The organism is Streptomyces sp. NPDC029466, from assembly GCF_055574515.1.
On sequence record NZ_JBVHZH010000071.1, the window covers coordinates 20,374 to 27,684 of the forward strand.

Sequence of the window (7,311 nt, forward strand, 5' to 3'; positions counted from 1 at the left end):
CGCTCAGTCTCCTCCCGCACCGGACGACGCCGTCGCCGGGGGGCCTGCCGGACCACCGCGTGCCGGACCACCGCGTCCCGGGCGGCTCGCCCTGGGGCCCGCCTGCCCCGCCGCCCCCGCGGGCTGAATTCGGGGCGGCGGTCTGCTCCGTTGGTGTTACAGCGCGGCGGCGGCCGACTGCTTGAGGTGGGCGAGGTTCACGGCGTAGGCCATCGCCCGGAAGCCCTCGTCGCTCGGGTGGAGGTGGTCACCGGAGTCGTACTCGGGGCGCAGCCGCCCCGGCGACGCCGGGTCCCGCAGCGCCTCGTCGAAGTCCACGACCTCGTCGTAGACGGTGCCGGAGCGGATGATGCGGTTGACCTGTTCGCGGACCGAATTCAGCTGGTTGGAGTAGCCGCGGTGTCCCCCGAACGGCGTCAGGGTGCTGCCGGTGACGCGCAGACCGCGGGCGTGCGCCTCACGGACGATCTGCCGCATCCCGCCGACGATCTTCTCCGGGTCGAGCTGACGCGGCGTCTTGAACAGGTCGTTCAGCCCGATCTCGACGATCACCGCCTTCACTCCGGTACGTGACAGTGCGTCGCGCTCCAGCCGGGACAGCACGCTGGGCCCGTTGTTGGGCGAGAACCGGCTGCCGTTGACCAGCAGCCGGTTGCCGCTGATGCCCTGGTTGAGGACGCCGTAGCGGGGCGCGCCGGGCTCGGTGCGCAGCCGGGCGGCGAGGAAGTCCGTCCAGCGGTGGTTGGCACCGGCGGTGGAGGTGATGCCGTCGGTGATCGAGTCGCCGATGGCGACGACCGAGCCGCGGGCCTGGGTGCTCCACACGTCCACACCCGTCAGATACCGCCAGTACGGGCTCTGCTCGGTGTAGGCGGCGCCGGTGGCGTCCTCGGCCCGGTCGCCGCGCGCCAGGTAGGAGGTCTGCCGGGCGTACGGGTGGTAGGTGGCCGGGCCCGAGGGGGACGGCGAGTACGTGGTGACCAGCAGGTCCGCGTCGCCGGGCACCTTCAGCCGGGCCGGGTCGCTGGTGACCGCGCCGCCCGCCGGGATGGTCACCGCGGGCTTGCCGCCGAACGACAGCCGCCGCATGGTGCCGCTCGCGGCGGTGGGGTTGCTGGGGGCCGCGGCCAGCGCCAGCGAGGCGTGGCTGACCACCAGCGGGCGGGTGCCGTAGAGGTTGGAGAGCTGGATGCGGACGCCGGAGCCGCCGACGCTGGTGTGCACGACATTGCGTATCGACATGCCCGCGTAGCCGTTCAGGGTGCCGGGCTCGGCGGCCGCGGCGGCCGCCGACCAGGTGCCGACCCACTGTCCGGAGACCGCGGGGGCCGCGGGGTCGCGTGGCTTGTGCGGGGAGGTGCCCGGACCGCCGTCCTCGCCGCCGAAGCCGACGAATATCGCGGTCGAGATCAGTACCACCACTGCTGCCAGACCGGCGAGCAGGGAGTAACCCACACTTTTCTTCATGCGGGAGGGGTCTCCTGGGTAAAGCGGAGCAGCACGCTCCGGGCGGGCAAGGGCAGCGGATGATCAGCGGCACCGTTGCGGTCCGATCGGTCCTTCATGATCCCACGGACCTCGGGGACGCCGCCCGGCGCCCCGTTCGATGCCTCCACGGCATGGACGCGGGGAACTCGTGGTTCGTTCCAGGAGTAGGTCACAGTGGGACTACGGCCGGAACGGTGGCCGGCGTGCGGAGCAGGATAGGCCGTAGGGACGGTGGGGGGCACGGTGGGAGCGGTGGAGCGGATGGAACGGACAGAAGCGGACACGGCACCTCAGGCGGAGCGGGCGCCGGTGGCGGGCGCGGCGGCCCCCGGGCCGGCCGGCGGGTTCGTCCTCGGTGTCGCCGACGAGGAGCGCCGGCGCGCGGTGCGCCGGATGAAGACGCTGGCCACCGGCATGCTGCTGGCCGTCGCCGTGGTCTATGTGCTGGCGAAATGGGCCGAATCCGCCGGGGCGGGCGGCTGGACCGGGTTTGTCGCGGCGGCGGCGGAGGCCGGGATGGTCGGTGCGCTGGCCGACTGGTTCGCGGTCACCGCGCTGTTCAAGCGGCCGATGGGGCTGCCCATTCCGCACACTGCGATCATTCCCACCAAAAAGGACCAACTGGGTCAGAGTCTGGGGGATTTCGTCGGAGAGAACTTCCTTTCCGCCGAGGTCGTCCGCCGCCGGCTGCGCTCCGTCGGTATCGGCCGTCGGCTCGGCGGCTGGCTCGCCGAGCCCCGGAACGCCGACCGGGTCACCGAGGAGGTCTCCACCGCGCTGCGCGGCGCCCTGACCGTGCTGCGCGACTCCGATGTGCAGGCGGTGGTCGGGGAGGCGATCACCCGCCGGGCGCACGCCCAGGAGATCGCCCCCGGTGTCGGCACCCTGCTGGACAAGGTCGTCGCGGAGGGCGGCCACCGGCGGGTGGTGGACCTGGTCGTCTCCCGCGCCCACGACTGGCTGGTCCTGCACGCCGACTCCGTGATGACCGCGGTCTCCGGCGGCGCACCGGGATGGACCCCGCGGTTCGTCGACCGCAAGGTGGGCGACCGGGTCTACAAGGAGCTGCTGCGCTTCGTCACCGAGATGCGGGACATGCCCGAGCACCCGGCGCGCGGTGCGATCGACCGTTTCCTGCGGGACTTCGCGGACGATCTGAAGTCCGACCCGCAGACCCGGGCCAAGGTCGAGCGGCTCAAGTCCGAGGTGCTGGGGCGCGGCGAGGTGCAGGACCTGATCGCCTCGGCCTGGGGCTCGGTCCGCGCGATGATCGTCGCCGCCGCCGAGGACGAGCGCAGCGAACTGCGGCTGCGGGTCCGGGCCGCGCTGCTGTCCCTGGGCCGGCGGCTGGCCGGCGAGGCGCGGCTCCAGGAGAAGGTGGACGGCTGGCTGGAGGGCGCGGCCGTCTATGTGGTGACGACCTATCAGAGCGAGATCACCTCCCTGATCACGGACACCATCGCCGGCTGGGACGCCGAGCACACCTCCCGGAAGATCGAGGCGCACATCGGCCGCGACCTCCAGTTCATCCGCATCAACGGCACCGTCGTCGGCGCGCTGGCCGGACTGTGCATCTACGCCGTCTCGCACGCCTTCGGCGGCTGACCCCCGCCGCCCGCCGGGCCGTGCGCGGCTCTGGAGACCTGCGCCCGCAGGGCTTACGGTGCCCGCGTGCGGGAGCGGATACCAGTAGTCGTGCAGGGGCGGCGCACCCGTCGCTCCCGTGCCGCGCGGGCCCTGTGGACGGGAGCGGAGCTGGCGGTGACGCTCGGCGCCGTCCTGCTGCTGCTCGTCGTCCACCAGCTGTGGTGGACCAACCGTCAGGCGCAGCACGCGGCACGGGACCAGGTGGGCCGCCTGGAGCGGCAGTGGGACGCCAGGACGCCGGCCCCCGGCCCGGCCCCGGACGCCAGCCGCACGGGCGGCGCGCGGGCCGTGCGGAGCGCCCCGCCGGCCGGTCCGCCCGGCCGCGCCCGGAGCCGCACACCGGCACCGCCGGAGGACCGGGCGTACGCCGTGCTGCGCATCCCCCGGATCGGGCTCACCGCCCCCATCGCCCAGGGCGTCGGCAAGGCCGCGGTCCTCAACCGGGGCTATGTGGGCCACTATCCGCACAGCGCGGACCCCGGCCGGGCCGGCAACGCCGCGCTGGCCGGGCACCGCAACACCCACGGCGAGCCGTTCCGCCACCTCGACCGGCTGCGGCCGGGCGACACCGTCCTCGTCGACACCGCCGAGGCCCGCTACACCTATGCCGTGCGGCGCACCCTGCCGCGGACCACCCCCGGCGACGGCACGGTCCTCGCCGCGGTCCCGTACAGCAGCGTGCACCCCGCCTACCGCTTCACCACGCCGGGCAGCTATCTGACGCTGACGACCTGTACGCCGCAGTACACGTCCACCTACCGGCTGGTGGTCTGGGCCGTGTTGCGGTCGACACAGTCCAGGTGAGCCGGGGCGGGCACCGCCTAGGCTCTCGGGTCGTGAGAAACCAGACCCCCGGCGGCCGGTCCCCGGGTTCGAGAAGGCGTCCCGCGCTGTGGTGGCTGCTGCTGCCGTATGCGCTGTTCCTGGTGGTCCTGCCGCTGGTGAACCGGGTGACGCCGACCGTGCTCGGGCTGCCGTTCCTGTTCTTCTGGATGCTGCTGGCGACGCTGGCCACCCCGCTCGCGGTGTGGCTGGCCCGGCGCGGCGACCGTGCGCGGGGCCGGATATGAACGCCGCCGTCGCGACCACCGTCTTCGGCGCCTTCATGGTGCTCACCGTCGTCCTCGGCCTGCTCGCGGTGCGGCGCACGGGCGCGGAGAAGGGGCGGCCCGCCGGGCTCTCGGAGTGGTCGGTGGGTGGCCGGAGCCTGGGCACGGTCTTCATCTGGGTGCTGATGGCCGGTGAGAGCTATACGAGCTTCAGCTACCTCGGCGCGGCCGGCTGGGGCTACAACTCCGGTGCCCCGGTGCTCTATGTGCTGGCCTACATGTCCTGCGGTTATGCGCTGGGGTACGTCGTCGGGCCGATGCTGTGGGCCTACGCCCGCCGGCACGGGCTGGTCGGGATCACCGACATGATCGCGCACCGCTACCGCGCGCCCTGGCTCGGGGCCGCCGTCGCCCTGCTCGCCACGGTCTGTCTGCTGCCGTACATACAGCTCCAGATCACCGGCATGGGCGTGGTCGTCGCCACCATTTCCTACGGTGCCATCAGCATCAACTGGGCCTATTTCCTCAGCTTCGCGGTCACCACCGGCTTCGTGGTGATCAGCGGGCTGCGCGGCAGCGCCTGGGTCTCGGTGCTCAAGGACGTCCTCGTCATCGGCACCCTCGGCTTCCTCGCGGTCTATGTGCCGCTGCACTACTTCGACGGCTACGGGCCCTTCCTGGACCGGCTCGTCGCCGAGAAGCCGCAGTGGCTGACCTTCCCCGGGCACGCCTCGGGGGGTCTGGGTCAGGTCTGGTTCGTCACCACCACCCTCGTCAACTCCCTGACCGTGGTGATCTTTCCGACGACGGTGGCCGGCTATCTCGGTGCCCGCAACGCCGAGGCGCTGCGCCGCAACGCGCTGTACCTCCCGTTCTACAACGTGCTGCTGTTCGTGCCGATGCTGCTGGGGATGGCGGCGCTGTTCGTGGTACCCGGTCTGACGGGTGCGGACTCCAATCTCGCGCTGTTCAGGATGGTGGTGGACTCCCTTCCGGCCTGGGCCGTGGGGCTGGTCGGGGTGGCCGCCGCCCTCTCCTCCATCGTGCCGATGGCCGTGTTCATGCTGGTCATCGGCACGATGTGGGGGAGGAGTGTGCTGGGCGCGATCCCCCTTCTCAACAAGGGGGCGGCCGGGGCGGCTTCCGGGGACGGCGGGGGAGGGGTGGCGGGCGGACGGCAGAAGCTGTGGTCGCAGCTGGTCGTGGTGGTGGCCGGGGCGTTGGCGCTGCTGCTGACCTACACCGCCCCCGACACCCTCGTCCGGCTGTCCCTGATTTCGTACGAGGGCATGGCGCAGCTCGTGCCGATGCTGCTGCTGGGGCTGGTGTGGCGGCGGCTGACGCTGCACGCCGCGGTGAGCGGCCTGGTGGCGGGCTTCACGCTGGTCTGTGTCCTGGTCTTCGGGGGACACGACCCGGTGTGGGGGATGAACGCGGGGATCGTCGGGCTCACCGTGAATGTGGTGGTGGCGCTCGCGGTCACCTGGCTGGGGCCGCGCGCCGCGGACGGGCGGCCGGATGCCGAGGTGCTGGCGCTGGACGACGAGTTCCCGCGGGACGGGGTGCCGTCGCGGGGCGCCGCGGTCAGCCCTCCGGCGTCGTCGTGATCTTCTTGCCCTCCTTGGAGACCGCGAACCACAGGCCCATCTTGCCCTGGCCGTTGATGTCACCGGGCTGCTCGTCGCCGGTGAACCAGTAGACGGGCCAGCAGTCGACGGCCAGCTGACGGGTGCCGTCGGGGCGGGTGACGGTGGAGATGAGCTTGGGGGCGATGCCGTTGAGCTTGGAGCGGTCGGCGGGCTTGGCGGGCTTCCAGGTGTCCAGGCAGGCGTCGTTGCAGCCGAACTTCATCGGCCAGGCGCTGTCCTTGTTGAAGCGGTAGAGGGTGCGGCCCTTGCCGTCGACGAGGATGCCGCCGAGGTCGGGGTGGTTGAACACCGAGACATCCGCGGGCTCCTGGGCGCCGGCCTTTTTGCCGTCGGGGGCCAGCGCGTTCCAGGTGCCGCCGACGCCCTGGCCCTTGGTGTCACCGGCCTGGGTGTCCTTGATGTAGCGGTAGGCGGGCCAGCCGCCGATGGTGAGCTGCTTGACGCCGTCGTCGCGGGTGACCGAGCCCAGCTTGCTCTTGTCGATGCCGGCCGGGGCGTTGGCGCCGTCGGCGGGGACCGGGGGCCAGGTGGTGGCGCAGGACCCGTTGCAGTTGGACTTGGCGGGGTCGGGGGTGTCCTTGTCGAAGCGGTAGAGGGTCATGCCCTTGGCGTCGGTCACGATCGTGCCGATCTTGGCGTCCTGGCTCAGTTTCAGCTTCCCGGCGGCGGCGGCCTTGGGGGCCTTGCCGGCGGCGGTGTCGGTGCCGCCCGCCTGGCCGCCGGAGCCGGAGCCGCCGCCGGAGGAGCCGTAGCCGTAGTCGCTGGTGCCCTGCCCGGCGGGCTGGACGTTGTCCGCGTTGGTGGTGCCGGGGGCGCTCTGGGTGCCGCTGCTGCCGCAGGCGGTGGTCAGCGCCAGGGTGGCGACCGCCGCGGCCGCGAGCGCCGCACGACGTCGATTGATCATGATGTCTCCTCTGCCGGTGGGTGGTTCCGTCGTTGCTGAGGTGGTGACCGGGTGGCCCGTGCGGTCGCCCGTTCCGTTCCGGTCCGGGCGACGGCGGGGTGCCGTCGCCCGGGGAATACGCGCTCCGGGGTGCCGGGCGTTCAACGCCGCCGAAGAATTTTCTCCGAGCGCAAAAGCCCTGCCCCGTACGTCAGTTGCCGCCCTGCACCCGCATCGCCAGCGCGGGGCAGCGGCGCACCGCGAGCTGGGCGCGGCGCCGCATCCGGGCCGGCAGCGGCATGCTGGCGGACTGCGGATAGCCGTCCGCGCCGAGCTTCACGACGCCGGGCACGACATCGGCGCACAGGCCGTGGCCGCGGCACAGCGTCCAGTCGATCAGCAGCCGTTCCTGCGGCGGGGGGGGGGGGGGGGGGGGGGGGGGGGGGGGGGGGGGGGGGGGGGGGGGGGGGGGGGGGGGGGGGGGGGGGGGGGGGGGGGGAGAGGGGGGGGGGGGGGGGGGGGGGGGGGGGGGGGGGGGGGGGGGGGGGGGGGGGGGGGGGGGGGGGGGGGGGGGGGGGGGGGGGGGGGGGGGGGG

7 protein-coding genes are annotated in these 7,311 nt (G+C 73.1%); 4 read left to right on the forward strand and 3 right to left on the reverse strand.

The window, feature by feature from the left end; translation table 11 throughout:
- Positions 1-156: 156 nt before the first annotated feature.
- Positions 157-1,467 (reverse strand): SGNH/GDSL hydrolase family protein, encoded by a 1,311-nt coding sequence (locus tag ACZ4XD_RS34935; RefSeq protein ID WP_468049097.1) that lies wholly within the window; start codon positions 1,465-1,467, stop codon positions 157-159.
- A gap of 282 nt (positions 1,468-1,749) precedes the next feature.
- Here ACZ4XD_RS34935 and ACZ4XD_RS34940 point away from each other — a divergent pair, with 282 nt between their 5' ends.
- The 4 genes from ACZ4XD_RS34940 to ACZ4XD_RS34955 all read left to right on the forward strand — a co-directional run bounded on the left by ACZ4XD_RS34940 (position 1,750) and on the right by ACZ4XD_RS34955 (position 5,791).
- Positions 1,750-3,093, forward strand: coding sequence for a DUF445 domain-containing protein (locus ACZ4XD_RS34940; RefSeq protein ID WP_468049099.1), 1,344 nt, complete (start codon positions 1,750-1,752; stop codon positions 3,091-3,093).
- Positions 3,094-3,159: 66 nt separating this feature from the next.
- The gene (locus ACZ4XD_RS34945; RefSeq protein ID WP_468049101.1) at positions 3,160-3,939 is read left to right on the forward strand and encodes a class E sortase; all 780 of its coding nucleotides are present in this window, start codon (positions 3,160-3,162) and stop codon (positions 3,937-3,939) included.
- A 32-nt stretch (positions 3,940-3,971) separates the two neighbouring features.
- The gene (locus tag ACZ4XD_RS34950) at positions 3,972-4,205 is read left to right on the forward strand and encodes a DUF3311 domain-containing protein (RefSeq protein ID WP_468049103.1); all 234 of its coding nucleotides are present in this window, start codon (positions 3,972-3,974) and stop codon (positions 4,203-4,205) included.
- Entirely contained in the window at positions 4,202-5,791 is a 1,590-nt protein-coding gene (locus ACZ4XD_RS34955; protein ID WP_468049105.1) for a sodium:solute symporter family protein, read from the forward strand. The genes ACZ4XD_RS34950 and ACZ4XD_RS34955 overlap by 4 nt, the downstream gene beginning before the upstream one ends.
- Here ACZ4XD_RS34955 and ACZ4XD_RS34960 read toward each other — a convergent pair.
- Complete coding sequence (locus tag ACZ4XD_RS34960; protein ID WP_468049107.1) at positions 5,769-6,737, reverse strand: SCO0930 family lipoprotein; 969 nt, start codon at positions 6,735-6,737, stop codon at positions 5,769-5,771. The two genes, ACZ4XD_RS34955 and ACZ4XD_RS34960, sit on opposite strands and share 23 nt — an antisense overlap.
- Positions 6,738-6,927: 190 nt before the next feature.
- Complete coding sequence (locus ACZ4XD_RS34965) at positions 6,928-7,119, reverse strand: ferredoxin (protein ID WP_468049110.1); 192 nt, start codon at positions 7,117-7,119, stop codon at positions 6,928-6,930.
- Between the last annotated feature and the right edge of the window lie 192 nt (positions 7,120-7,311).